General features: G+C 64.8%; 26 protein-coding genes. 12 read left to right on the forward strand and 14 right to left on the reverse strand.

The annotated features are described in order from the left end of the window. Nucleotides 1-27 precede the first annotated feature (27 nt). Together GGD62_RS37645 and GGD62_RS37650 are read left to right on the forward strand one after the other, a co-directional pair. Nucleotides 28-1,014, forward strand: coding sequence for a tripartite tricarboxylate transporter substrate binding protein (locus GGD62_RS37645; protein ID WP_183713703.1), 987 nt, complete (start codon nucleotides 28-30; stop codon nucleotides 1,012-1,014). A gap of 19 nt (nucleotides 1,015-1,033) precedes the next feature. Beyond that, nucleotides 1,034-2,254, forward strand: coding sequence for an ABC transporter substrate-binding protein (locus GGD62_RS37650; RefSeq protein ID WP_183713706.1), 1,221 nt, complete (start codon nucleotides 1,034-1,036; stop codon nucleotides 2,252-2,254). A 26-nt stretch (nucleotides 2,255-2,280) separates the two neighbouring features. Here GGD62_RS37650 and GGD62_RS37655 read toward each other — a convergent pair whose 3' ends face one another. Continuing rightward, nucleotides 2,281-2,547 (reverse strand): hypothetical protein, encoded by a 267-nt coding sequence (locus GGD62_RS37655; protein WP_018320664.1) that lies wholly within the window; start codon nucleotides 2,545-2,547, stop codon nucleotides 2,281-2,283. 237 nt (nucleotides 2,548-2,784) lie between these two features. Here GGD62_RS37655 and GGD62_RS37660 point away from each other — a divergent pair, with 237 nt between their 5' ends. After that, complete coding sequence (locus tag GGD62_RS37660) at nucleotides 2,785-3,102, forward strand: hypothetical protein (RefSeq protein WP_183713709.1); 318 nt, start codon at nucleotides 2,785-2,787, stop codon at nucleotides 3,100-3,102. A 188-nt stretch (nucleotides 3,103-3,290) separates the two neighbouring features. On the opposite strand, the gene GGD62_RS37665 is transcribed toward GGD62_RS37660, so the two are convergent. After that, complete coding sequence (locus tag GGD62_RS37665; protein ID WP_018320665.1) at nucleotides 3,291-3,782, reverse strand: SRPBCC family protein; 492 nt, start codon at nucleotides 3,780-3,782, stop codon at nucleotides 3,291-3,293. Further along, nucleotides 3,782-4,171 carry a helix-turn-helix transcriptional regulator gene (locus GGD62_RS37670; protein ID WP_026202395.1) on the reverse strand — a complete coding sequence of 130 codons (390 nt, stop codon included), beginning with the start codon at nucleotides 4,169-4,171 and terminating at the stop codon, nucleotides 3,782-3,784. Before GGD62_RS37670 ends, GGD62_RS37665 begins: the two co-directional genes overlap by 1 nt. Before the next feature lie 285 nt (nucleotides 4,172-4,456). Here GGD62_RS37670 and GGD62_RS37675 point away from each other — a divergent pair, with 285 nt between their 5' ends. Then, complete coding sequence (locus tag GGD62_RS37675) at nucleotides 4,457-5,518, forward strand: serine hydrolase (RefSeq protein WP_183713712.1); 1,062 nt, start codon at nucleotides 4,457-4,459, stop codon at nucleotides 5,516-5,518. 62 nt (nucleotides 5,519-5,580) lie between these two features. On the opposite strand, the gene GGD62_RS37680 is transcribed toward GGD62_RS37675, so the two are convergent. Further along, a complete protein-coding gene (locus tag GGD62_RS37680; protein ID WP_183713715.1) occupies nucleotides 5,581-6,405 on the reverse strand; it encodes an outer membrane protein in 825 nt (274 codons plus the stop codon). Between the two features lie 270 nt (nucleotides 6,406-6,675). Next, the gene (locus GGD62_RS37685; RefSeq protein WP_183713718.1) at nucleotides 6,676-7,380 is read right to left on the reverse strand and encodes an SDR family oxidoreductase; all 705 of its coding nucleotides are present in this window, start codon (nucleotides 7,378-7,380) and stop codon (nucleotides 6,676-6,678) included. Between the two features lie 101 nt (nucleotides 7,381-7,481). On the opposite strand from GGD62_RS37685, the gene GGD62_RS37690 reads away from it, so the two are divergent. Then, entirely contained in the window at nucleotides 7,482-8,336 is an 855-nt protein-coding gene (locus GGD62_RS37690) for a GNAT family N-acetyltransferase (RefSeq protein WP_018320669.1), read from the forward strand. A 3-nt stretch (nucleotides 8,337-8,339) separates the two neighbouring features. Here the strand turns inward: GGD62_RS37690 and GGD62_RS37695 are convergent, their stop codons facing one another. Further along, entirely contained in the window at nucleotides 8,340-8,798 is a 459-nt protein-coding gene (locus GGD62_RS37695; protein WP_179738475.1) for a hypothetical protein, read from the reverse strand. A 284-nt stretch (nucleotides 8,799-9,082) separates the two neighbouring features. Here GGD62_RS37695 and GGD62_RS37700 point away from each other — a divergent pair, with 284 nt between their 5' ends. Then, nucleotides 9,083-9,364 (forward strand): hypothetical protein, encoded by a 282-nt coding sequence (locus tag GGD62_RS37700; protein WP_018320671.1) that lies wholly within the window; start codon nucleotides 9,083-9,085, stop codon nucleotides 9,362-9,364. Nucleotides 9,365-9,420: 56 nt separating this feature from the next. Here the strand turns inward: GGD62_RS37700 and GGD62_RS37705 are convergent, their stop codons facing one another. From GGD62_RS37705 to GGD62_RS37730, 6 genes are all read right to left on the reverse strand, one after another. Further along, nucleotides 9,421-9,714, reverse strand: a complete 294-nt coding sequence (locus GGD62_RS37705) for a hypothetical protein (protein WP_183234585.1) — start codon at nucleotides 9,712-9,714, stop codon at nucleotides 9,421-9,423. 12 nt (nucleotides 9,715-9,726) lie between these two features. Then, nucleotides 9,727-10,158 carry a curlin gene (locus GGD62_RS37710; protein ID WP_244550738.1) on the reverse strand — a complete coding sequence of 144 codons (432 nt, stop codon included), beginning with the start codon at nucleotides 10,156-10,158 and terminating at the stop codon, nucleotides 9,727-9,729. Nucleotides 10,159-10,230: 72 nt separating this feature from the next. Further along, nucleotides 10,231-10,641, reverse strand: coding sequence for a curlin (locus GGD62_RS37715; protein WP_183713721.1), 411 nt, complete (start codon nucleotides 10,639-10,641; stop codon nucleotides 10,231-10,233). Nucleotides 10,642-10,667: 26 nt separating this feature from the next. Further along, nucleotides 10,668-11,060: a curlin gene (locus tag GGD62_RS37720; RefSeq protein WP_092260120.1), complete on the reverse strand. Its 393-nt coding sequence runs from the start codon at nucleotides 11,058-11,060 to the stop codon at nucleotides 10,668-10,670. 122 nt (nucleotides 11,061-11,182) lie between these two features. Beyond that, nucleotides 11,183-11,584 carry a hypothetical protein gene (locus tag GGD62_RS37725; protein ID WP_026202398.1) on the reverse strand — a complete coding sequence of 134 codons (402 nt, stop codon included), beginning with the start codon at nucleotides 11,582-11,584 and terminating at the stop codon, nucleotides 11,183-11,185. A gap of 178 nt (nucleotides 11,585-11,762) precedes the next feature. Further along, complete coding sequence (locus tag GGD62_RS37730; protein ID WP_018320676.1) at nucleotides 11,763-12,410, reverse strand: response regulator transcription factor; 648 nt, start codon at nucleotides 12,408-12,410, stop codon at nucleotides 11,763-11,765. Between the two features lie 593 nt (nucleotides 12,411-13,003). Here GGD62_RS37730 and GGD62_RS37735 point away from each other — a divergent pair. From GGD62_RS37735 to GGD62_RS37755, 5 genes are all read left to right on the forward strand, one after another. Then, a complete protein-coding gene (locus GGD62_RS37735) occupies nucleotides 13,004-14,428 on the forward strand; it encodes an efflux RND transporter periplasmic adaptor subunit (RefSeq protein WP_183713724.1) in 1,425 nt (474 codons plus the stop codon). Continuing rightward, complete coding sequence (locus GGD62_RS37740; protein ID WP_028140949.1) at nucleotides 14,425-15,150, forward strand: ABC transporter ATP-binding protein; 726 nt, start codon at nucleotides 14,425-14,427, stop codon at nucleotides 15,148-15,150. Before GGD62_RS37735 ends, GGD62_RS37740 begins: the two co-directional genes overlap by 4 nt. Beyond that, nucleotides 15,147-16,370 (forward strand): ABC transporter permease, encoded by a 1,224-nt coding sequence (locus tag GGD62_RS37745; protein ID WP_018320679.1) that lies wholly within the window; start codon nucleotides 15,147-15,149, stop codon nucleotides 16,368-16,370. Before GGD62_RS37740 ends, GGD62_RS37745 begins: the two co-directional genes overlap by 4 nt. 51 nt (nucleotides 16,371-16,421) lie before the next feature. Beyond that, nucleotides 16,422-16,733 (forward strand): response regulator transcription factor, encoded by a 312-nt coding sequence (locus tag GGD62_RS37750; protein ID WP_183713727.1) that lies wholly within the window; start codon nucleotides 16,422-16,424, stop codon nucleotides 16,731-16,733. 1,197 nt (nucleotides 16,734-17,930) lie between these two features. Further along, nucleotides 17,931-19,784 carry an alkaline phosphatase family protein gene (locus GGD62_RS37755; RefSeq protein ID WP_183713730.1) on the forward strand — a complete coding sequence of 618 codons (1,854 nt, stop codon included), beginning with the start codon at nucleotides 17,931-17,933 and terminating at the stop codon, nucleotides 19,782-19,784. A gap of 39 nt (nucleotides 19,785-19,823) precedes the next feature. Here GGD62_RS37755 and GGD62_RS37760 read toward each other — a convergent pair whose 3' ends face one another. Continuing rightward, the gene (locus GGD62_RS37760) at nucleotides 19,824-20,396 is read right to left on the reverse strand and encodes a hypothetical protein (protein WP_018322334.1); all 573 of its coding nucleotides are present in this window, start codon (nucleotides 20,394-20,396) and stop codon (nucleotides 19,824-19,826) included. 392 nt (nucleotides 20,397-20,788) lie between these two features. On the opposite strand from GGD62_RS37760, the gene GGD62_RS37765 reads away from it, so the two are divergent. Further along, on the forward strand, nucleotides 20,789-21,448 hold the full coding sequence (locus GGD62_RS37765) for a peroxiredoxin (protein ID WP_183713732.1): 660 nt from the start codon (nucleotides 20,789-20,791) through the stop codon (nucleotides 21,446-21,448). A gap of 124 nt (nucleotides 21,449-21,572) precedes the next feature. Here GGD62_RS37765 and GGD62_RS37770 read toward each other — a convergent pair whose 3' ends face one another. Next, nucleotides 21,573-23,297, reverse strand: a complete 1,725-nt coding sequence (locus GGD62_RS37770) for a methyl-accepting chemotaxis protein (protein ID WP_183713735.1) — start codon at nucleotides 23,295-23,297, stop codon at nucleotides 21,573-21,575. Nucleotides 23,298-23,340 lie beyond the last annotated feature (43 nt).

The following is a 23,340-nucleotide window of genomic DNA, read 5'->3' on the forward strand; positions in this document are numbered from 1 at the left end:
CAACAACAAAAAGGGAAGAAGAAAACAGTGACATCATTCACGGTCACACGCCGAACCCTGCTGGGCACGCTCGCGGGCGGGCTCGCCGCCGGCTCAGGCCTGATGGCACAGGCCGAGGATGCATGGCCCTCGCGCATGGTGCGGCTGATCTCGCCCTACGGGCCCGGCGGCTCCAACGACATCTCGTTGCGATTGCTCGCCGAAGAGTTCGGCCGCAGTCTCCGTCAGCAGTTCATCGTCGAGAACAAGCCGGGTGCCGGCACCCGCATCGCCAACGACATGGTCGCCCATGCCCCGGGCGACGGCTACACCCTTCTCTATGTCGCGGCCCCCTACGCGACCGCCGAGGCGCTGTTCGGCAAGCTGACCTACGACCGCAAGGACCTGCAGCCGGTCGCGATGGTCGTGGTCGCGCCGCTGTTTCTCATCATCAGCGCCGATGCGCAGTTCAAGACGCTCCCCGAGCTGATCGCCTACGGCAAATCGAAACCCGATGGGCTGACCTTCGCGTCTCCGGGCGCCGGCTCGCAGCCGCACCTCGCCGGAGAGCTGCTGTTTCGCGACGCCGGCGTCAAGGGCCTGAACATTCCGTTCCGGGGCGATGCCGCCTCCTACACCGAGCTGCTCGCCGGCCGCGTCGATGCCGCACTGACGGCGCTGCCGACCGCCCTGCCCTACATCCAGAGCAGCAAGTTCACCGTGCTCGGCGTCGCATCGGCCGAGCGCAGCGCGCTCTACCCCCAGGCGCCGACACTGCGCGAGCAGGGTTTTCCCAACGTGGCTGCCGCCGGCTGGTACGGCTTCATGGCGCCCGCCACGACGCCGCGCGCGATCGTCGACAAGCTCCAGGGCGAGGTCCTGCGCGCGCTCGCCGAGCCGGCGATCAAGGACAAGCTAACCGCCCAGGGCCTCGAAGTGCGCGCCGGCACTGCGGCCGAGTTCGGCCAGTTCATCGACGCCGAGAGGGAGAAATGGACCAAGCTGATCCGCGACGCCGGTCTCAAGGGCGAATGACCATCGGGAAGGATCGGACATGACAAGCACTCTTCTCAAACACATCGCGGCCTCCGCACTGCTCCTCTCGCTGTCGGGTGCGGCAGCGCAGGCGCAGAAGAAATACGATTTGGGCGCGTCCGACACGGCGATCAAGGTCGGCCAAACCGTGCCGCTCAGCGGCCCGGCTTCGGCCTATGCCGTGATCGCCAAGACCCAGGCCGCCTATATGAAGATGATCAACGACCAGGGCGGCGTGAACGGCCGCAAGGTCGAGCTGATCCAGTATGACGATGCCTATTCGCCGCCGAAGACCGTGGAGCAGACCCGCAGGCTGGTCGAAAGCGACGAGGTGCTGCTGACGTTCCAGATCATCGGCACCGCGCCGAACGTCGCCGTGAGGAAATATCTCAACGCCAAGAAAATCCCTCAGCTGTTTGCCGCGACCGGCGCCGCGCGCTTCACCGATCCCAAGAACTTTCCCTGGACCATGGGATTCAATCCCTCCTACCTGGTTGAGGGCCGCATCTACGCGCAATATTTGCTGAAGAACCACCCGAACGCGAAGATCGGCGTGCTCTACCAGAACGACGACCTCGGCAAGGATTATCTCGCCGGCCTCAAGGCCGGTCTCGGCGACAAGGCGAAGATGATCGTGGCCGAGACGTCCTACGAGATCACCGAGCCGACGATCGACTCGCAGATCCTGCGGCTGAAGGATGCCGGCGCCGACGTGCTGTTCAGCGCCACCACGCCGAAACAGGCGGCGCAGGCCATCAAGAAAGTCGCCGAGATCGGCTGGAAGCCGCTGCACATCATCGACATCAACGCCTCCTCGCTCAGCGCCGTGCTGAAGCCGGCGGGGCTGGACAATTCCAAGGGCGTCGTCAGCGTCGGTTACGTCAAGGATGCCGCCGATCCCGAATGGAAGGACGATCCCGGCATGAAGCGCTACCTCGCCTTCATGGCAAAATACTATCCCGACGGCGACAAGGATTCGAACCTGAACGTCTATGGGTACATCACCGCGCAGCTGCTGGTTCAGGTGCTGAAGCAATGCGGCGACGACCTCACTCGCGACAACGTGATGCGGCAAGCGGCCAGCCTCAAGAACGTCGAGCTCGACCTGACGCTGCCGGGAATCTCGGTCACGACCTCGCCGACCGACTATCGCGTCAACAAGCAGTTCCAGATGGTGCAGTTCGATGGCCACCGCTGGCAGAAGCTCGGCGACATCGTGACGGACGAAGCGAAAGAGTGAGGCTGTGAGAGACGCGGTGCCGGCGCTCATTGCCCTCCCGCGAGGCGGCCGCCGCTGCGGATGACATCGTCGCGTTGATCGACATGGCGCTGATATTCGGAGATCGCGCGATTGGCCATCCGGATCCGGTTCGTGTGCCCCTCCTCGACCATCATGGTGATGCGCTGCGCCAGAAACACGCAGGCCGCGAACTCATCGCCGATGGCGCCCGTCCGCGTGAGAAAGTTCCAGGCGATCTCATAGGCCTGCTCGGCGGCAGGGTTGCGGTAGTCGCTGAAGATAATGTGCGTCATCACCGGCAAAGCCGCAGGGCAGCGATCGTTCCTGTGGTCCCTGCCGACGTCCCCCAATCATGGGCTGCATTGAGTCCCCGATGGTGTTCCGGTCCCCGGAACGAAATGCACTTCCGCTGGCAGACACGTTCCGACGCTGGGTCGCAGGCCTCCAGTTCGATGCACCCGCAACGCCTCGCGTAGGAACGGTTGGCCGCGCGCGTGATTGGTCCGGCATGAACCTCAGGGAGACACAACATGCGTAAGACAATGCTGACGATCTTCACAGCTGCAATGCTCGCCGGCGCTTCCGTCGGCGCAGCATTCGCTCAAGGTGCTGGTGGCGGCGCAGGCGGCGGAGCGGGAGCCGGTGGCGCGGGGGCCGGTGGTGCGGGCGCAGGTGCTGGTGCAGGCGGTAGCGGCGCTGCCGGAGGAAGCGGAAGCGCTGGAGACGGTTCCGGCGGCGGCAGTGGTGACACCACCCATACGCAACGCGGCGGACAGGGCGCGTCCAGCGCTCCAGGCATGCGCAACGAGACCACCCCACCGACGAGCGGCACCGCACCGCGGCGCTAGCGCATGATCCGGAAAAGTGTGCGGCGGTTTTTCGAAGAAACCATGCTCAAACGATAAATAGAGCGCGATGACGATTCATCCTGATCTCATCGCGCTTCAGTCGCCTCGTTGATCGCCCTCTTCGGAAACCGATCCTTCGAGATGACGAAAGCGGTCCCCGCGAATCCTTCGCCGGGACCGCTTTGTCTTCACCGCTTCATGCCCGCCACATAGGCCGCGAGCTTGTCGAGAGTCTGGTAGCCGTATTCGACGGCGCCGAAGCCGATCATGCCATCGCGCTGCGCGGTGCTCGAGGCCAGCTGGCGCATCATCAGCACGGTCTTGCCATTGCTCTGCTCGGCAAAGGTGACGGTGAAGCGGAACATGCCGGGATCCTCGTCCTGGTCGACGCCGTGGTCCATCTCCATCAGCTGCGGCCGCTCGATGCGGCGGAAGCGCATGCGGTTCGGATAGACCGTGCCGTCGGGGCCGATCATGTTGAAACGCCAGACGCCGCCGACGCGTACGTCGATCTCGAAGGTCTCGACCTTGAATCCCTTCGGCCCGAACCATTGCGGCAGATGCTTCGGGTCGGACCACGCCTCGAACACCAGATCGCGCGGCGCGTCGATCACGCGCGACATCACGATCTCACGGTCGAGCGACCATTGCGACAGAGCGGGATTGGCAGAATTCGTCATCACTCAGAACCTTTCCGTTTGGTTGTTCGGGACGGCCGCTTGGCAGCCGCCCGCTCCTTCTCTTTCTTGAGCTTCATCACGTAGGCTTCGAACCGGTCGAGCCGAGCCTCCCAGATTGCGCGCTGCTGCTGGAACCAGTCCTCCGCACCGAGCAGCGCATCCGGGCTGAGACGGCAGGTGCGCACGCGGCCGGATTTCTCCGACAGCACGAGCCCGCTCGTCTCCAGCACATGGATGTGTTTCATGAAGCTCGGCAGCGCCATGGCGAAGGGATCGGCGAGCTCCCCGACGGAGGCCTCGCCGGCGCACAGCCGCATCACGATCGCCCGTCTGGTGGGATCGGCGAGCGCTGCGAAAACCTGGTCGAGGCGGGGCGATTGGTTAGCCATGAAGCTCACTATAGGCGACCCGCGCATCGGCGTCAACAATTGTTAGCCCACAAGCTAAGTAATTTGGATCGCAGGCCGCGCAACGGAACCTGAAACGCGCAATTGTGAATTGGGCCGCCGGGCGCTTCCCGCTAAATGCGACCGGGGGCACCATTGCATCATTCGTCAGGGCACGTGCCGCCTTTTGTCACATCATCATCGTTCACCAGGCGGGCGCTCGCCCGGGCCGCGCTTGTTCCCCTTGCGATCGCGCTTCGCCCGCGCCGCGCCTCCGCGGATTCCGACATGATCGCGCAAATGCGCGACATCGTCGCAAACGAGCTGGCGCCGACCGTAACGCCGGGCCATGCCGGCGGCCTCGCCGCCGCCCTCTATGCCGGACGGCATGTCGAATTCTTCAACTACGGTCTTGCCGATGACGCCACCAAGCGGAAGGTGACGCCGGACACGCTGTTCAACCTCGCGTCTTTAAGAAAGCCGTTCGAGGCGACGCTGGTCGCACTCGGCACGCTCCGCGGCGAGCTGCGGCTCGATGACCGCGTCCCTAAATATCTTCCCGAGCTCGACGGCGATTACATCCGCCGCGTCAGCGTCGGCGAGCTCGTCACGCACACCTCGGGGCTGTTGCTGCCGACCGACCATCCGCCCTGGCCTAACGATCAGTTCACGCGCGAGCAGTTCATCGCCATGCTGAACGCCTTCGCGCCGGCGCCCGGCGTCGCACCCGGCCGGCAGCGCATCTACACCCATGCCGGCTACGTGCTGCTTCAGCTTGTGCTCGAGCGCTGCTACGGCACGCCGATCGGCGCGTTGGTCCAGCACCGCATTCTCCGCCCCCTCGCCATGGACGCCAGCTTCATCCCCGAGCGCGGCGCGGACAATCGCGCCGTCATGGGCGGAGCCTGGATGCGGCGCGTGGTCCAGGGCTATTCCGACCAGGGCACGGCGATCGGCCCAATCGGCGACCAGCAGAGCTATTTTGATTTTCCCGGCACCGGCCAGATGTTCTCTTCCGCCCGGGATGTTGCCACCTTCGCGGCAGCCTGCGTCGACGGCCGGACGATCGATCCACAATTGCGCGAGGCGCTGCGGATGACGCAGCGTGAGGTCTTTCGCATCGACGACAAGTTCGGACAGGGCATGGCCTGGGAGACCGTGCGTCTGCCTGATGTCACCGTCATCGACAAGCCCGGCGGCCTCAACAATGCGTCCGGCTATATCGGCCTCGTTCCGTCACGGCGGATCGCCATCGTCCTGCTCGCCAACCGCGGCGAATATCCGCACGAGATCGCGCGCTACAAGATCCTGCCCGCGCTGGCGCATCTGCTGCCATCGCACGCAGGCTGAGCTTTAGAACAGAAAGCCCCGGCCAGGCCGGGGTTTTCCACGCCAGGATTGGAACGGGATGCTCAGTATCTGGCGACGACCGGTCCGCCGAACTTGTAGTTCACGCCGACGCGCACGATGTTCGACTTGAGATCCACCGAATGGGTGAAGGTCTGGGCCGGCAACGCCACACCGACGTTGAAATTATTGCTGGTCATGCTGCTGCGGCCGAGGTCGACGTAAAGATATTCGGCCTTCAGCGACCAGCCGTTGCCCACGGCGTATTCGCCGCCGACGCCTGCTGTCCAGCCGACGCGGGTGTCGCGGATCGCTCCGGACTCGGTCGCGCCAGCAAAGGTGTCGGTGAAGCTGAAATTGCCCTTTACCTCGGCGATGGCGGCGCCGCCGGTGGCGTAAATCAGCCAGCTCGGCGTCGCGAGGAAGCCAATGCGGCCGCGAATGGTGGCGAGCCAATCGGCCGAGACCGACGAATTGACAGTGAAGGTGGTCGGCGCGCAGCAGGGATACACGGCCGTGCTGCTCGCGCTGCCCTTGAAGCCGAAATAGTTGATGTCACCCTCGAGGCCGAGCACGGCGTTATTGACCTGCCAGTTGTAGCCGGCGGTGAAGCCGCCGGTCACACCGGAGCTGTTGATGTGCTGGGCGCCGACCGTCCCGATGGCGGTCACGCTCGAATCCGCGAAATAAGCGGCCACCGGAAACAGCGTGGTGGTGGCGGGGTTCGCGCTGCCCCACTGCCCGCCGACATTGCCGCCGACGTAGAAGCCGGTCCAGTTATAGACTGGCGCCATCACCGGCGCCTTGGTGTAATGCGCCGCGAGGTCGGCTGCCTGAACGGATGCGGTACCCAAGACAACAGAAGCGATCGCCAGCAAAAACTTGTTCATTCCAGTCTCCTTGCCCCACGCGATTGACCGCGCTTCGAATGCGCGCAGGTAAAAGGCAACCGGCGCAGTTAGGGCATAGGGCGGGCGCCGCTGCTCGTCTTGGGCTGCGGCGCAGTTCGCAAGGACTGTGACGTAGTGTGCGCTTCAGATCGTACGTACGGATGGCGGGTGTGACCGAGGAGCCACGCCTCGTCCATCATCAGCGGCGCGCGACGCATGCCCGTGTCGCCTCACGACAAGGCCGCCAGAAATGCGATTCGAGACTGCGCTTCAGACCGAGCGCGTCAGCCCGCCATCGACGCGGATGTTCTGGCCGGTGATGTAGGCCGCGCCGTCGGAGGCCAGGAACGAGACCGTCGCGGCGATCTCCTCGACCTTGCCGTAGCGCTTCATCGGCACACTGTCGCGGCGCGCGTCGAGCTGCGGCAGGCTGTCGATCCAACCGGGCAGGACGTTGTTCATGCGGATGTTGTCGGCCGCATGGGTATCGGTGAAGATCTTGGTGAAGGCGGCAAGGCCCGCGCGGAACACCGCCGAGGTCGGGAACATGGCGCTGGGCTCGAACGCCCAGGCGGTCGAGATGTTGATGATGGCGCCACCCTTCTGCGCCTGCATGATCGGCGTCACCAGCCGCGTCGGGCGGATCACGTTCAAGAGATACGTGTCGAGGCCGGCGTGCCACTGCTCGTCGGTGATCTCCGTGATCGGCGCACGCGGCCCGTGCCCGGCGCTGTTGACGAGCACGTCGATGCGTCCCCACTTCGCCATGGCGCCCTCGACGAGGCGCTTCAGATCGTCATTCTCCTTGTTGGAGCCGGTGACGCCGAGCCCGCCGAGCTCGGCCGCCAGCGCCTCGCCCTTGCCGGAGGACGACAGGATCGCGACGCGAAACCCGTCCGCCGCCAGCCGCCGCGCAGCCCCTGCCCCCATGCCGCTGCCGCCGGCGGTAACGAGCGCAACTTTCTCTGCTGCCATGACCGATCATCCCTTCAGTTGAGGCGAGCCGCAGGCTCGGCCTATCATGAGGCCTTCTACAGCCAGACCTGTCGGCAGGTCCATGGTCGAAGGCAACCGTCATGAGCAACCCGAGAAGTGATTTGCTGATCCGCAATCTGCGCCCCGAGGAGATCTCCCTCGCCATCGACTGGGCCGCGGCCGAGGGCTGGAATCCGGGCCATCGCGATGCCGCCTGCTTTGCGGTTCCCGACGCGCAAGGCTTCTTCGTCGGCGAGATCGATGGCGAGCCGGTGGCGACCGTCTCCTGCGTCAATTACGATGATCGCTTCGCCTTCCTCGGCTTCTACATCGTGCGCGATAGCTTTCGTGGCGCGGGCCATGGCCTGCGCATCTGGAATGCGGCGATCGCGCATGCGGGCGCGCGCGTGATCGGGCTGGACGGCGTCGTGGCGCAGCAGGACAATTACAGGAAGTCCGGTTTCCAGCTGGCCTACGCCAACATCCGCTATGGCGGCATCGTCGCCGCGCGCTCGAGAGCGCCCACTGAGGTCGTTGCGCTCGACACGATTCCGTTTGCGCTCGTGGAGGCCGACGATGCCACCGTCTTCCCGGCCCGGCGCAGCGCCTTCCTGCGCGCCTGGATCGATACATCAGGCCATGTCGGCCGCGCCCTCGTGCGCGACGGCAAGCTCGCCGCATGGGGCGTGATCCGGCCCTGCCGGACCGGCTGCAAGATCGGCCCGCTCGTCGCCGACGATCGCGCGGCGGCGGAGGCGATCGTGCAGGCTTTGCTTGCGAGCGCCGATGTCGGCGAAATCTTCCTCGACGTCCCCGCCGTCAATCGCGAGGCGATCGCGCTTGCGGAAGCGCTTGGCCTCAAGCCGGTGTTCGAGACGGCGCGGATGTACACGGGAGCGATCCCGCCGCTGCGCATCGACCGCGTCTTCGGCGTGACCAGCTTCGAGCTGGGCTAAAACTCAGTAGCAGCGCGTGATGTTGACGGTGTGCTCGCTGCCGCCGCGGCCGGGCACCGTCACCTGCTCGGTCGGGCAGCTCGGCACATAGGGCCGGTCGGACGGCACGACGTTCGGCGGGAAGCGATGCGACCAGTCCCAGGGGACATCATAGGTGTAGGTGTAGCGCACGTCGGTGGAGACCGGCTGCCCGGCATCGCCGAAGGGCTGGCTGTAGCCGGCGCCGTCGTAGAAGAACCCGCCGCCGCCCGGCCAGTAGACGAACGGGTTATTGCGCCGGTGGAACCGGGCTCCCGGCCCCATCGGGGCACGCGCCATCGCGCCGGAAGGCGCAGCGGTCACCCCATGCGGCGCGGCACCGCCGGGTCTGGCGAAACTGTCGTTGGGGCTAAGGAGCAGCGCGGCTGCGCTGAGCGAGGCGAATAGCGCCCCAACTGATCTGCCATGGGATCTGGACATCATGATACGCACCAACTCGTTTGGCTTAAGCGATAGCTCCCCGCAGCTAGGCTAGGCCCGCCCGTCGCCCGCCCGCAAACGTATAATTAATTATTGGTTAAGACACGGGATTAACCGGGGAACAGGTGCGGCAAGACGCCCGGGATTCCCGGTTGATTTCAGGCACTTCGTTCCGCGGCCCGCGCTTCATAACCAGTTGATCGGAGTTGATCGCTCCCGCCGAACGCGTCCCGGAACGCTCCCGCAGTGCAACCGTTGGCCCCCGACACAAGCAAGGAGCATCTCCAATGCAGAACAAGTCAAAACTCCTCTGCCTGATCACGGCATCACTCGTCGCCGGCACTGCGGCTGCCTCGGCGCAGGGCTACGATTGGAACGGATCGCGCATGGGCTGGGACCGCACGGCCCCTGCCTACGAACCGGTCCAGCCGCGCGCGTATTATCCTGATGTCGGGGGGCCCTATGGTGCGCTCAACGGCACCAACCATCCGACCCCGAGCTCGACGCAGGGCGACGTCGGCCCTGACGGCAACAACAACGGCACGCTGACCGGCGGCTATCGCTGGTAAGGTCCACACTCACGGCGAGGCCCGCCGTCCTTTCGCGGACGGTGGGCCTTCGTGCGTCAGCGGCCCTGCTGCTTGCGCAGCCAGTCGAGCATGTCCTGTATGTTTTCCCGCGCGTTGCCGGTGCCCTGTGTCACGATCGCGGTGTTACCGCCGCTGCGCCGGTACACCGTCGTGCGCCCCGGCTCCTTCTCGATCTTGACCTCGGCCTGTGCGGGATCGCCGCTCTGCGTGATCACCGAGGTGCCGTTCTCGTCCTGGACCACTGTGGTGTGACCGTCGGCAGCGCCGGCCGGCGCCATCGCGATCACGCTCATGAGTCCTATTCCGGATGCGAGCAGGAGCAATCTCATGTCACACCTCCATCATCGGCTGAACTGAAAGATCGCCAGCCAGTTGAAACGCCCGAACTGCCTTACCGCTCCCGTATTCATGTCTCCGATCTGGAGCAGGAGCGCGTTGGTGGAATTGCCGATCTGGGTGATCTCGGCGGTGTTGCTCGCACCGGATTGACCGATGATCGCATTGGTGGTGCCGCCCACCTGGATCACATTGGCATAGTTGCGCGTGCCGTTCTGGATGATGGTCGCATCCACCGTCCCGGTGCCGCCGATCTGGATCACCCGCGCGATATTGATGCGGCTGTTCTCTTCGATCGTCACGGGCTGAACATCGTTGCCGAACTGCACGACCGTTTCGATGCTCACGTTCCGGTTGGTCACGCTGCGCTGGACCGACCCGGCGCTCGCCTGCGTCGCCGTGCCGATGGCGGCGAGCATCGCCGCCAGCGCCAACACGTGCCTCAAGATCTGTCCGCATCGCATCGCGCTTCCCCGTTCGTTCCTGGCACCGGCGCGTTCGCTCGCGCCTTACGGGACGGTCTGCACGATCGTCGAGGCGTTGATCGTGCCGAATTGCGCCACCGTGCCCGCATTCATCGTGCCGAGCTGCGATATCAGGCTCGTCGCCGACTGCCCGGTCTGACCGACGAAGGCGAGATTGTTCGTTCCGGCCTGCCCGATCGATGCGGAATTCGTCCCGCCGAATTGCAGGACGCCCGTGGCATTGTTGGTGCCGGTCTGCGTCACTGTCGCGCTGGTGCTGCCGCCGATCATGAACACGCCGGCCATGTTGAGCTGACTGTTCTGGTTCAGCACCACCGGCGGCCCGCCGACAGAGACGATGGTCTTGATGTCGGCGGTCTGGGCACCGGCTGATCCGGTGCCCGCCGAGCACAGGGCGAGCAAGACGGCGCCCGCGCATCCCAAATGATGTTTCATGACATGCCTCGTCAGTTCGGGTCGGCTCACGGAGCCTGCTGGATAATGGTCGAGCCGTTCAGGATTCCGAGCTGACCAACTCCGGCCGTGTTGTTCGCACCGATCTGGCCGATCAGGCTCGAATTGGAGCCGCCGACCTGGCCGGCCAGCGCGGTGTTGGATGCCGTCGCGGTCGTGCCGCCCTGCCCGATCACCGAATTGTTGACGGTCAGGAGCGAGCCCGTCTGCAGGGTGGTCGCCGTATTGGTGGCGCCGAACTGCATCGTGGTCGCGTTGTTGTTGGTGCCGCCGCTCTGCGAAATGAACGAAGTGTTGGTCGTGCCGAACTGCAGCACGCTGGCGGTATTGCCGGCGTTTGCGTCGGCGGCCGTCAGCGCACCGAGCGCCACGAAAGTTGCAATGAAATAGGTGATCCGCATGTCATTTCCTCCGCGACAATGGGCGGGCCATCGCAATTGATCGGCCGGCCGGATTGCGGTGCATTCGAGAATGGCGCGGACGCAACCGCAACTGGCTGCGTCCGGCCAAACGGGGCTGTGTGTCAGTGCGCCGTCTGCGAGACGGTGCTGCCGTTGACGCCGAACACGCTGAGCTGGCCGACGCCGGCGGAGTTGTTCTGCAGCGCGGGGGGCCCGAACGAGTTCTGGGTGATCGCGCTGGTGTTGTTGCCGAACGCCACCTGGCCGGTGGTCGCCGAGTTCTGCACGCCGACCTGGTTCACCGTGCTGCCGTTGTTGAGCGAGGCAGCGCCGGTCCCCTGCATCGTGGACGCAGTGTTCACGATGCCGAGCTGGCTGGTCGTCGAGCTGTCATTGGTGAGGCCGTTCTGCGTGACGGACGAGCCGTTCACGACGCCGACTTGCACCGTGGTCGAGGTGTTGGCGGCCTGTGCCGCGGAGGACAGGGCGAACAATGCAACGGAAGCAAAAAACAATTTACGCATGGAGTATCCCTTTCTGGCCAAGTTGTCTGACTGAATTTGGATGCCGTCTTGGAGGAGGCCGACATCGTAGGGATACTGTGAACCGATCGTGGCCAGCGCGACAGACTGCAGTTCATGCTAATCGGTACGGACTAGACATTGCGCGAGATGTCGGCACGTCGAAGCGCCGAAATAGCTGCTATCCCGTGCCGGCGCGAATCGTCTCGGCTTCGCGCCCCATGCTGTCGATCAGCCGCACCACTTCGATCGGCGTGCGCAGCTCCAGCTTTCGCATCATCCTGGCGCGATGGACCTTCGCCGTCACTTCGCTCACGCCGAGCCTGGCCGCGATCTGCTTGGCAATCAGCCCTTCGGCCATCAGCAGCATGATCTCGCGCTCTCTCGCCGTCAGCGTCTCGACGCGCTGGCGGGCTTCACGCACCACATCCTCGCGTTCCAGCCGCCTGCGGTCGCGCTCGATGCCGTGCCTGATCGCATCGAGGATCTCCTGCTCGCGAAACGGTTTTGGCAGAAACTCGACCGCGCCGCGCTTCATGGCCTCGACCGAGACGCGGACGTCGGAATGGCCGCTGATGAAGACGATCGGAATGGGCACGCCCGTCTCGGCGAGTCGGCGCTGAAGCTCGAGGCCGGTCGGTGACGTCCCGGGAAAGCGGACGTCGAGCACGAGGCACGACGGCCCGGGCGAAATACTCTCCGCGAGAAACTCTTCCGTCGAGGCGAACAATTTTACCTGGTGTCCGGTCTCCTCGCAGAGATTTCCGATCGCGGTTCGAATCTGAATCTCGTCGTCAACGACATAAACGGTGGCTTGACCTGAATTCATTGCAGCAAACTCCCCGGCTTGTGACTCGATGGGCGAGCAACGAGCCGTCCATTCTTCTTGCAAGCTAACAAGGTGCTTGGATGAATCTGCGGGGATCGAACAATCAGTGTCCGTCCACCGGTTCGACGTCTTAGGGCCAATGCACGCCGGAAGCGAGTGAAGGCGTTCACACTTCGGGCTTCTTGATTGCAGGGATCTCGCCGCGCCACAGGCGGCATCACGGCGAGGCGCGCTATCGCGAATATGACGATCCGGTATCGTGGCCGCAGCGTCGCCAACTGCGTCATGGCATTGCTACCCATGTGCCGGCTTGAACGCCTGCCACCGGCACTTTGGCCGGATCATACGGGACGTTCAGTCAGCTTATCGAGTTCGATACCGCGCGCATCTTATCGATACGACGGGTATGCATTTCCGGCAAATCACGAAACGTCGCACCCGCGGACTTTACTTCTGGATCATGTTGCGCGCCCGACCGTCGCCCCGACGAGAACGACATACTGACGATCGATACTACCTTAGATAATTTACAACCATAGCGAGCTTGCCATTTTTTCCCGCAACGAAGCCATTTCAACCAGGCGGGTTTTGATATGCGATTTGTGCCAGCAATTGCCTTGCTCGGAACTGCATGCGGCCTCGCTGCGATCTACGCCGCAGGGCCAGCCGCCATCGCCGGCGCCGGGAGCGCGGCAGACACGGCGGCGCACGCCTTGGAATCGACCAGGCGCCTGCTCGTGCCCGCCGGACGCGAAGCTCCGACATTCGGGTCCGAGTCGCCCGTGTTCCGCTACGCCTCGATTCAGCGCGGCAGCATCGAGCAGACCGTCACGGTCACTGGTGCCCTGCAGCCGGTGAAGACGATCGAGGTCGGTTCCCAGCTGTCCGGGCAGCTCGCCCGGGTCTATGTCGATTTCAACGACACCGTCAGCAAGGATCAGCCGCTCGCCTTGATCGATCCGCGCAGCTTTGCGGCCAAGGTCGACGAAGCCAGGGCCGCCCTTGCCGTCTCCAATTCGCTGGTCGACATCGCCAGAGCCAAGCTCGATCGCGCCCGGATCGATCTGCAAAATGCGAGGGGCAGCCGGGACGTGCTCGTCGCCAAGCTCGAAAGCGCGCAGGCGGTGAAGTCCTCGGCGCAGAAGACCTTGCAACGGAAACTGGCGCTGCAATCGCAAAACGTGGTGGCGACCACGGCGGTCGACGATGCGCAGACCGAGTTCACCGCACGCCTCGCCCAGGAGCGCGAGGCCGAGGTCCTGATGTCCCTCAACTCCTATTCGGTTGAGGGGGCACAGGCCGACGTCCGCCGGATCGAGGCGGAGCTGCAACAGGCGCGCATGGCAGTGCCGGAGAAAGCGGCCGTTCTCGCCGCGGCCCAGGCCGATCTCGACCGCACCGTGATCCGCTCGCCGATCGACGGCGTCGTCGTCGGCAGGTTCGTCAACGAGGGCCAGACGCTCGCGGTCGGGCTGGAATCGCGCACCACCTTCGTGGTCGCCCACCGCCTCGAGGACATGGAGATTCATGCGCAGGTCGACGAAGCCGATATCGGCCGCATTGCGCCCGGCCAGCGCGCGCATTTCACCGTGGATGCCTACCCCGACCGCCGCTTCGAGGCAGTGGTGCGGCAGGTGCGCAAGGCGCCGCAGACCCAGCAGCACGTCGTCACCTACACCGTGGTCCTGGCAACCTCCAATCTCGACGGCGCGCTGCTGCCGGGAATGACGGCCCTGGTGAAGATCGTGATCGAGCGGCAGGACGACGTTCTGAAAGTGCCGCTCGCCGCACTGCGCTTCCAACCCTCCGGCACGCGGCAGGATCCAGCTGCACGCAGCGGGGTGTGGGTGCGCACCGCAAGCGGCTCGCTCCAGCGCATCGCGGTGACGGTCGGCGCGGCCGGCACCGAACAAGTCGCCCTCAAGAGCGGAGATCTCGACGAGGGCAGCCAGGTTGCCGTCGGCCAGGCCATCCGTCCCGCGGGCATGGAATTTCTCGGAATCAGGTTCGGATCATGACCGCCTCCCCGCCGCTCATCAGCCTCCAGTCGGTCGGCAGGACCTATCGCACCGACGGCGTGGCGGTCACCGCCGTCCGCAATGTCAGCTTCGACATCGCGCAAGGCGAGATCGTCGCCGTGATGGGTCCGTCCGGCTCCGGCAAGTCGACGCTGATGAACATGATCGGGCTGCTCGACCTGCCGAGCGAGGGCGCGGTCTATCTCGAAGGGGCCGATGTCGCCGATCTCTCGGAAGATCGCCGGTCGTCCTTGCGCGCCCGCAGCATCGGCTTCGTGTTCCAGTCCTACAATCTGCTCGCGCGTCACGATGCGATCGAGAACGTCGCGCTGCCGCTGGTCTATTGCGGCGTCGGCCGCAGGGAACGCCTGGCGCGCGCGGAAGCGAGCCTTCAGGCCGTCGGCATGTTGCACCGGGCCCATCATTTTCCGCGGCAGCTCTCCGGCGGCGAGCAGCAGCGCGTCGCGATCGCGCGCGCCCTGATCGCCTCCCCGCTGATCGTGCTTGCCGACGAGCCGACCGGCGCGCTCGACAGCCGTACCGGCGCCGAGATCCTGGCGCTGTTCGCCGCGCTCAACCGGACCGGCCAGACCATCGTGATGATCACGCATGATCCCGGCATCGCGGCGCAGTGCCGCCGCACGATCCACCTGCATGACGGCGAGCTCGTCGCTGACGAGACGCCGGCGCCGGCCCTGCCGAAACGGAGCGCTGCGCCATGACGATGCTCCAGGGATTCCAGATCGCCCTGCACGCCCTAAGGCTCAATCCGCTGCGCAGCTTCCTGACCATGCTCGGCATCGTGATCGGCGTCGCCTCCATCGTGACGGTGTTTGCGATCGGTTCCGGCGCGCAGCTGCGCCTGCAGGAACAGATTCGCTCGATCGGCGCCAACGTGCTGATGATCACCCCCGGCGCGGTCTACCAGGGCGGCGTGCGCCTCAAGGACGGCAGCAAGCTGACGATGACGGAGAGTGACGTGCAGGCCATCCTCGAGCAGATTCCGGAAGTCCAGGCCGCGGCCGGCTCGATTGCCGGAACGGCGCAAGTCATCCACGAGGGCAAGAACTGGAATACGACGATCAACGGCACGACGACCGGGCATTTCATGGTGCGCGACTGGCAGCTCGCGACCGGCCGCTATTTTTCCGGCACCGAGGAGGCCGGAGCAGGCAAAGTCGTGATCCTCGGCAGCACGGTCGCGCGCGAGCTGTTCGCGCCGGGCGATGATCCCATCGGCGCACAGATCCGGATCATGAAGGTTCCGTTAGAGGTGGTCGGCGTTCTCGATCGCAAGGGACCCGCACAGGACGACGTCGCCTTCGTGCCGCTCGCCACCGCCAAGCTGCGCTTTCTCGGCAGTGCCAGCAACATCAACCGGGATTCGGTCGCCTACATCATCGCCAAGGTGGCCGGTGACGGACAGATGGCGGGGGCGCGATCGGAGATCGAGAACCTGCTGCGGCAGCGTCACCGTGTCCCCGCCGGCCAGGAAGACGATTTCAAGGTCCAGGATCCGGCCGCCGCCATGGAAGCGCAGCAGGGTGCGATCCGCACCGTCGCGCTCCTGCTCGTCGCCATCGCCTCGGTCTCGCTGCTCGTCGGCGGTATCAGCATCATGAATGTCATGATCGTGTCCGTCACCGAGCGCACGCGGGAGATCGGCATCCGCCGCGCGCTGGGCGGGCGGATGCGCGACATCCGTCTGCAGTTCCTCTGCGAGGCGCTCGTGCTCTGCCTGCTCGGCGGAGCCATCGGCGTCGCCGGCGGCGTCACGCTCTCGATGACGGTCGCCCGTATGGCAGGATGGGTCACCTCGATCGACGGGCAGGCGATCGGCCTTGCCCTCGCCTTCTCGATCGCGACCGGCCTCATCTTCGGTTTTTATCCCGCGCACAAGGCGTCCAAGCTCAGCCCGATCGAGGCGCTCAAGACGGAGTGACAACATGCTGGGAGTGGCCACATCAACCCGCAGTCCAGGGAGCAACCAGCCATGAGCCGAGATCCGCAGGACTCGATTACACCGACGCCGCGCGAGCGCGAGTTGATGATGTTGATCGCACGGGGGATGCAGAACAAGAATATCGCCTACGAGCTCAAGATCTCAGAGAATACGGTGCGGGCGCATATCGGTAACATCATGCGCAAATACCGGCTTTCGAACCGAACGCAGATCGCGATCGTGTTTACCCTGCACGCAGCGCCATCCTCGCTACGCCGCGATCTCGCCAGGGTCGACCGCCCTCCGACGGCGACAAAGCCCGCGCAAGCCCCTGCACCAAGGGCGCAGACCGCGACGGATTGAACGTCCCGGCCACAATCCCTTGCGTTGCCCGACGGGCAAAACACCCGAGCCCTGGGTCAACGCCTTTGGGCAAAAATATTCCACTTTACCGAAATTCGGAAATCGCGTATGTGTCGCGGCATCCCGGCCCAACGAAGAGGGGCGTATCGCGATCGTCACGAACGCGGGCCGGGTTGCGGTGGACGTGGGTCACATCGGCGCTGAGGGTTTTGCAGGGCGGGCAACCGTGAGCAAGACCGTCGCGCACACGACCGGTGTGATCCGCGTACGGCAAAATCGTGTGGTCCTGACGCCCGGGGTCTGTGCGTCAAGTCTTGCGGTGATGTGGCGGTCCAACCGGGCACGCGCATCAGTCATCCACAAGGCGACGGGGGCAACAGTGCAACGCTCCCCGGGGAGAGTACGACATAAGCCGTAAAGCCACTGCGCAGGGAAGGCCGGGATGCTCCGGTTGCCCTGTTATCCGCTATGCATGAAGCACACGCAATCTGCTCTTCGCATGGCGGTCGATGGGAGCCAACCGGCTCCCGGCCTTCCCTGCGCCCTCTTTCATGAGAGGGTGAGGCGACGAGCAAAGCTCGGGCGAGATGCGCCGCGAGGATGCGAAGCTGCGCCGCGCTGTCTGCATGTCGAAAGCGAATAAGGAATGCTGCCACAAGCTCTATCCATCACCGTCACCCTGAGGTGCGCGCACTGCGGCGCGGCAGCGACGCAGTGCAAGCCTCGAAGGGCGACGGCCCGGCTGCACCAGCTCGGCCGTTTATCCTTCGAGGCTCCGCATGCGATGCGCTCGCATCGCACGCCTCGCACCTCAGGATGACGGGATGGATACTGTCAGTGGGGAGAGATTGTGGATGGCTTGACTTCGCGCTCCGGCGGACAAGCCGCTCGCAATGACGATGTTGATGCAGCTCTGCGCCAAACTCCGCTCTCGTGCCCCGGACGCTGCGCAGCGCCACTTCGGCGGTGCGCTGCAGAGCCGGGGCCCATGTGGCTGCGAACCGCGCGGCCCTCTGGGTCCCGGCTCTGCGCAGCAGCGTAAGAACGCTGCAGCGCGTCCGGGACACGAGACTGACAAGTCCCTCCCCCAACCCCTCTTGCACCGGCGACGGGCCTTGTAACAAAACCGTCACGCAGCGAAACTAAACGAACCGGGGGCCGCGGGTTGCGGCCGAGCCGCCTCGCAGGGAGATTTCGATGCGCCGTTCACTGGTGTTGCTGTCCGCCGGACTGACAGTGCTATCCACCGGATTTGCGTCTGCCCAGAACAACACGCCCCGCAATCTGATCCTGTTCATTCCGGACGGTCTGCGCGCGCTGAAGGTCAATCCCGACACGGCGCCCGCCATGGCTGAAATCCGCGACAAGGGCGTCAACTTCAAGAATCCGCACTCGCTATTCCCGACCTTCACCATGGCCAACGGCTCGGCGATGTCGACCGGTCACTATCTCGGCGATACCGGGGTGTTTTCCAATACGATCTGGACCAACTACACGTCCGTCCCGGCCGGCGACACCGTGGTCCCCTTCATCGAGAACGACGCCGTGCTCGGTGACATCGACGAGCATTTTAAGGGCGACTACCTCAACGAGGAGACCATCCTGAAGCTCGCCCGCGACAAGGGCCTCAGCACCGCCGCGATCGGCAAGGTCGGCCCGACCTATCAGTTCGACCACACCGACAAGCCCGAGAAGGCCGGCCTGCATTCGGTCGTGTTCGACGACGCCACCGGCGGCAAGAACGGGGTCGCGCTGTCGGACGAGGTAAAGGAAGCCCTGACCAAGGCCGGCCTGCCCACCACCACGCCGCCGCGCGGTGACAATTCCAAGGCGGGCGATGCCAAGACGCCCGGCACGACCGTCGCCAACGTCGCGCAGCAGGCCTATTTCGCCGACGTCGCCACCAAGGTGGTGCTGCCGATGTTCAAGGCGCGCAACAAGCCGTTCGTGCTGGTGTTCTGGTCGCGCGACCCCGATGGCAGCCAGCACAATACCGGTGACAGCCTCAACCAGATCATGCCCGGCATCAACGGTCCGACCTCGATGGCCGGCATCAAGAACGCCGACACCAACCTCGCCCAGCTCCGCAAGGCGCTGGACGAGCTCGGGCTTGCGGCCTCGACCAACATCATTGTCTCCGCCGACCACGGCTTCTCGACCATCTCCAAGGAAAGCAAGACCAGCCCCTCGGCCAAGGTCAGCTATGACGACACGCCGAAGGATTTCCTGCCGATGGGCTTCCTGGCGCTCGACCTCGCCAAGGCGCTCGACCTGCCGCTGTTCGATCCCAACGACAAGAACGCGAAGATCGAGGGCAACAAGCATCCCAAGGCCGGCAACGGCGTGCTCGGCAAGGATCCGGAAAAGCCCGACCTCGTCGTCGCCACCAATGGCGGCTCGGACCTCGTCTATCTCCCGAACAGGGACAAGAAGCTGGCGGCCAAGGCCATCAAGGCGCTGCTCGCGCAGGACTACGTGTCCGGCCTGTTCGTCGAGGACTCGCTCGGCCGCTTCCCCGGCACCCTGCCGCTGTCGAGCATCAATCTGCGCGGCAAGGCAGCGACGCCGACGCCGTCGATCGTCGTCAACTTCCGCTCCTATGCCAGCGAATGCGGCGAGGCGCCGACCAACTGCTCGGTGCAGGTCGCCGACACCGTGCTGCGCCAGGGCCAGGGCATGCATGGCAGCTTCAGCCGCGGCGACACCATGAACTTCATGGCGGCGATCGGCCCGGACTTCAAAGCCGGCTTCGTCGACGAGCTTCCGGTCAGCAATGCCGACGTCGGCATGACGGCCGCCCGGCTGATGGGCCTAAGCGCGACACAGAAAGGAGAGCTGGCCGGCCGCGTGATGTCGGAAGCCATGCCCAACGGCACCGTACCGAAGGCGTATGCCGGCACGATGAAGTCCAAGCCCGCGGAGGGCGGCCTGACCACCGTGCTGAACTTCCAGAGCGTCGGCAGCCAGCGCTATTTCGACGCCGCCGGCTTCCCGGGCCGCACGCTCGGCCTCGAGCCGGACGGCGGCAAACAAAAAACGGCGGGGAAATAACCCCGCCGTTCAAATGCTCCTCGTCAGAGGCGCGAAATCTTACATGCCGATGTCGAAAACGTTCGGCAATTGGCCCGCCAGGGGCAGCGCGGTGGCGCCGAGGAAGGTCGCCACCAACGCCATCAGGCGGCGGTTGTTGTGGCGCTTGCCGCGCATCTGGCCGGCGATCCACTCCAGCATCTCGCTGTTGACCTTGGAGGCATAGGACGGGGCCCAGCTCTCGATCTCGGCATCGGCCGACAGCGCGACGCTGCGCGGCGGCACTTTCAGGCCCGAGGCGCTTGCAGCATAGTGTGCAACCGCCTTGGCGAGCAGATCATCGAAGCGGCCGCCATCGGTGCGTTCAGTCGCGGCCTCGTTGATCTCGAACAGGACCTCGGCCTCAGCGCGGCTGACCGGCTGGTCGTTGACGGCGGTGGCGGTGAGGATGCGCGTGCACCAGGCGGTGTCATCGGCATCGAGCGAGCGGGAGAAATGGACCCGGCCCTTGGTCGTCGGGCCTTCGCCCGTGATCACGCCGTCGCGCACGATGGAGAGTGCATGGGCCGCGGTATCGCGGCAGGACGGTTCAAGGGACGGCGACTCAGCAGAGTTAGGCGCAGCGGCAGACATAGTTCACTTCCAGATTTCTTCTGATCGGCCAGCATTTTCATGCCGGCGTAAAGGGGTGGTTAACGATTCGATACGGGGATCGCGACTTTTCTAGATGGTTGCCAATTGGTCGCTGTCAGGACCGTTTTGGTTCTAGACGCGCCGGGCGGGCGTGATGGAAGTCATAAAAGGCATTATCGGGGCGAGCGAGACCGTGTGACCCCGGGTGGAGCTGTTTCGCCGCAGGTGCGGGTGTAACAATAAGTTGCTAGAAAATCGGCCCTTCAAGGAAGGAATTCACATTTTACTTTAACCGGTTCAGTTGGCGTTCACTTGGCGTTGCAAGACCCCTATAATGAGGGGAACGGCCACAGACAAATTCTCCAGTATATTCAATGTGATGAGGTAGAACCATGACACTCCCGATCGGCACCACCGCACCCGACTTCGAAGCCGAGACCACCGAAGGGAAGATCAAGTTCCACGACTGGATCGGCAACAACTGGGCGCTCTTGTTCTCGCACCCCAAGGACTTCACGCCGGTTTGCACGACCGAGCTCGGCGCGCTCGCCAAGCTGAAGCCGGAATTCGACAAGCGCGGCGTCAAGCTGATGGGCCTCTCGGTCGATCCGGTCGACCGCCATGCCAAATGGTCGGAAGACATCAAGGAGACGCAAGGCGCGGCCCCGAACTATCCGATGATCGGCGACGCCGATTACAACGTCTCGAAGCTCTACGGCATGCTGCCGGCCGCGATCTCAGGCGATCCCCTCACCCGCACCGCCGCCGACAACCAGACCGTCCGCAACGTCTTCATCATCGGGCCGGACAAGAAGATCAAGCTGGTGCTGGTCTATCCGATGACGACGGGCCGGAACTTCCAGGAGATCCTGCGCGTGATCGACTCGCTGCAGCTCACTGCCAAGCATCGCGTCGCGACGCCGGCCGACTGGAACCAGGGCGAGGACGTGATCATCGCAGGCTCAGTCTCCAATGACGAGGCCAAGACGATCTACCCGCAGGGCTGGAAAGAGCCGAAGCCCTACATCCGCATCGTGCCTCAGCCGAAGTAACAACGAACTGTCATTCCGGGGCGGTCCGAAGGACCGAACTATGGTGCGCACTTGCGCACCTGAGAATCTCGATATCCCGGGTCTGGTCCTTCGGACCATCCCGGGATGACGGTGTCAGCCAGCGTCAGGCCGCCCGCACGCGGTCCAGAAAACCGTCGACCTCGGCCTTCAGATGCAGGCTCTCGCCGGACAGCGCCTCGGCCGAGGCGAACATCCGGCTCGAGGTCTCGCCGGTCTCGCTGGCGCCCTTGGCGGCGTGGCGGACATTGACGGCGACGTCGGCCGTGCCCGAGACCGCGGCGCGAACGCTTGCCACGATGTTGTGGGTCGCGCTTTTCTGCTGCTCGACCGCAGCCGAGATCGAGCCGGCGATGCCGCTGATGCGCTCGATGGTCTGGCCGATCGCCTTGATGGCGGCGACCGATTCCTCGGTCGCAAGCTGCATGCTGGCGATCTGGTTCGAGATTTCGTCGGTCGCCTTGGCGGTCTGGCCGGCCAGCGTCTTGACCTCCTGGGCCACCACCGCGAAGCCGCGACCGGCATCGCCCGCGCGCGCGGCCTCGATGGTGGCGTTCAGCGCCAACAAATTGGTCTGCTCAGCGATCGAGGTGATCAGCTTGACGACGTCGCCGATGCGCGCGCCCGCCTCGGAGAGCTGCGCGATGCGCTGATCGGTCGCCTCGGCCTGCTGCACCGCCTCGGCGGAAATCTGGTTGGACTCCTGCACGCGGCGGGTGATCTCGGAGATCGATTGAGACAGCTCGTCCGAGGCCGACGCCGCCGAACGCACGTGCTCGGAGGCGTTTTCGGACGCGCCTGCCGACTGCGCCGACAGGTCGGCCGTGGAGCGCGCGACGTCGGTCAGCTGCCGCGCGGCGCGCTCGAACTCGCCTGACGAGGCCAGCACCTTGTCGAGGATGCCGCCGACGCTGCCGCGGAACTCCTCGACGAAGCTGCGCAGGTCTGATTTGCGCTGCTCGGCCGCCGCAGCCGTGGCGGCCGCCTGCTCGCTGCGCATCCGCGCCCGCTCCAGCGAATTGCTCTTGAATACCGCGACGGTGCGGGCGATCTCGCCGATCTCGTCGGCGCGATCCTCGCATTCGATCGCAACGTCGCTCTGGCCGTTGGCAAGCGCGGTGAGCGAGTGCGTGACCGAGGTGAGCGGCCGGGTGATGCGGCGGACGACCAGCAGGGTCAGGACCAGCACCAGAAGCGCGGCGAGGCCCGCGGCCGCTGCCATGCTCTCGATCGCCTGGGCCAGCATGCTCTCGTACTGGATCATGGGGATGCCGACATAGAGAATGCCGACGACCTTGCCGGCCGCGTCCGCGATCGGGAAATAGGCAGTCATGAACGATTTGCCGAACAGCGTGGCCGGGCCCCTATAGGCCTCGCCACGGCGCAGCGGCGCCTGCCCCGGATGATCGGCGGTAAGCTGGGTGCCGACGGCCCGGTCGCCGTTTTCCTTTTTCACGTTGGTGGAACGTCGCACGAACTGCCCGCTCGCATCGTCGAACACGAACAGGGTCGCATTGCCGCCGACATAGGACACCGCGCGATCGACGATGGCGTGGTCCTTGAACTCGGGCATCTTGGGGATCTCGGCGCGCGCCACCGTGCCATCCTTCATCGTGATCTTGGCGGCCGGAACGGTCTCCGTGAAGGCCAGTGCCAGCGTGCGCAGGTTGACCTCGATGTCGCGCAAGGCGCGATCGTTGAAGGCGGATGTCAGCGACCAATAGCCGACGCCGACCACGAGCGCAGTGTTCACGCCGATCAGCAGCACGGCACATAGAACGGCCTTCGTGCCGAGCTTGAACTGCGGCAAGAACTTCAGAATCTTGGACATGAATGGAACAACCCCCGTAATTCCTGCATAATGGTGCAGTCGG

The sequence above is a fragment of the Bradyrhizobium sp. ERR14 genome, from assembly GCF_014198235.1.
Classification (GTDB): domain Bacteria; phylum Pseudomonadota; class Alphaproteobacteria; order Rhizobiales; family Xanthobacteraceae; genus Bradyrhizobium.

Coding starts and splice junctions, on each gene's coding strand:
- GGD62_RS37760 (WP_018322334.1), bottom strand. CDS start 20,396: ATGTCTGCCGCTGCGCCTAACTCTGCTGAGTCGCCGTCCCTTGAACCG.
- GGD62_RS37730 (WP_018320676.1), bottom strand. CDS start 12,410: ATGAATTCAGGTCAAGCCACCGTTTATGTCGTTGACGACGAGATTCAG.
- GGD62_RS37720 (WP_092260120.1), bottom strand. CDS start 11,060: ATGCGGATCACCTATTTCATTGCAACTTTCGTGGCGCTCGGTGCGCTG.
- GGD62_RS37740 (WP_028140949.1), top strand. CDS start 14,425: ATGACCGCCTCCCCGCCGCTCATCAGCCTCCAGTCGGTCGGCAGGACC.
- GGD62_RS37655 (WP_018320664.1), bottom strand. CDS start 2,547: ATGACGCACATTATCTTCAGCGACTACCGCAACCCTGCCGCCGAGCAG.
- GGD62_RS37665 (WP_018320665.1), bottom strand. CDS start 3,782: ATGACGAATTCTGCCAATCCCGCTCTGTCGCAATGGTCGCTCGACCGT.
- GGD62_RS37750 (WP_183713727.1), top strand. CDS start 16,422: ATGAGCCGAGATCCGCAGGACTCGATTACACCGACGCCGCGCGAGCGC.
- GGD62_RS37705 (WP_183234585.1), bottom strand. CDS start 9,714: ATGAGATTGCTCCTGCTCGCATCCGGAATAGGACTCATGAGCGTGATC.
- GGD62_RS37650 (WP_183713706.1), top strand. CDS start 1,034: ATGACAAGCACTCTTCTCAAACACATCGCGGCCTCCGCACTGCTCCTC.
- GGD62_RS37765 (WP_183713732.1), top strand. CDS start 20,789: ATGACACTCCCGATCGGCACCACCGCACCCGACTTCGAAGCCGAGACC.
- GGD62_RS37690 (WP_018320669.1), top strand. CDS start 7,482: ATGAGCAACCCGAGAAGTGATTTGCTGATCCGCAATCTGCGCCCCGAG.
- GGD62_RS37680 (WP_183713715.1), bottom strand. CDS start 6,405: ATGAACAAGTTTTTGCTGGCGATCGCTTCTGTTGTCTTGGGTACCGCA.
- GGD62_RS37660 (WP_183713709.1), top strand. CDS start 2,785: ATGCGTAAGACAATGCTGACGATCTTCACAGCTGCAATGCTCGCCGGC.
- GGD62_RS37770 (WP_183713735.1), bottom strand. CDS start 23,297: ATGTCCAAGATTCTGAAGTTCTTGCCGCAGTTCAAGCTCGGCACGAAG.
- GGD62_RS37755 (WP_183713730.1), top strand. CDS start 17,931: ATGCGCCGTTCACTGGTGTTGCTGTCCGCCGGACTGACAGTGCTATCC.
- GGD62_RS37695 (WP_179738475.1), bottom strand. CDS start 8,798: ATGATGTCCAGATCCCATGGCAGATCAGTTGGGGCGCTATTCGCCTCG.
- GGD62_RS37745 (WP_018320679.1), top strand. CDS start 15,147: ATGACGATGCTCCAGGGATTCCAGATCGCCCTGCACGCCCTAAGGCTC.
- GGD62_RS37725 (WP_026202398.1), bottom strand. CDS start 11,584: ATGCGTAAATTGTTTTTTGCTTCCGTTGCATTGTTCGCCCTGTCCTCC.
- GGD62_RS37735 (WP_183713724.1), top strand. CDS start 13,004: ATGCGATTTGTGCCAGCAATTGCCTTGCTCGGAACTGCATGCGGCCTC.
- GGD62_RS37700 (WP_018320671.1), top strand. CDS start 9,083: ATGCAGAACAAGTCAAAACTCCTCTGCCTGATCACGGCATCACTCGTC.
- GGD62_RS37675 (WP_183713712.1), top strand. CDS start 4,457: ATGATCGCGCAAATGCGCGACATCGTCGCAAACGAGCTGGCGCCGACC.
- GGD62_RS37715 (WP_183713721.1), bottom strand. CDS start 10,641: ATGAAACATCATTTGGGATGCGCGGGCGCCGTCTTGCTCGCCCTGTGC.
- GGD62_RS37685 (WP_183713718.1), bottom strand. CDS start 7,380: ATGGCAGCAGAGAAAGTTGCGCTCGTTACCGCCGGCGGCAGCGGCATG.
- GGD62_RS37670 (WP_026202395.1), bottom strand. CDS start 4,171: ATGGCTAACCAATCGCCCCGCCTCGACCAGGTTTTCGCAGCGCTCGCC.